Below are 264 nucleotides of genomic sequence, written 5' to 3' on the forward strand. Positions count from 1 at the left end.
GGTCTGGGCCGTTCCGTACCTGCCGGTAGACCCCAAGGATCTCGGGCGCAGCTACGAGGCCGTCATTCGCGTCAACTCGCAGTCCGGCAAAGGCGGGGTCGCGTACCTCCTCAAGACCGACCACGCCCTGGACCTGCCGCGCAAGCTGCAGATCGAGTTCTCGGGGGTCGTCCAGTCGAAGACCGACGAGCAGGGTGGCGAGCTCACGAGCGATGCCATCTGGCAGATTTTCCAGGACGAATACCTGCCGTCAGTGAGTGAAGC

At 64.0% G+C, this 264-nt stretch carries 1 pseudogene; it reads left to right on the top strand.

Annotation, left to right across the window (positions count from 1 at the left end):
* Positions 1–264 (top strand): annotated as a pseudogene (locus tag AAEY93_RS20730) (2-isopropylmalate synthase); the annotation flags it as partial.

Source organism: Shewanella sp. CAL98-MNA-CIBAN-0140 (assembly GCF_040309905.1).
In the GTDB taxonomy this organism is placed as follows: domain Bacteria; phylum Pseudomonadota; class Gammaproteobacteria; order Enterobacterales; family Shewanellaceae; genus Shewanella; species Shewanella psychromarinicola.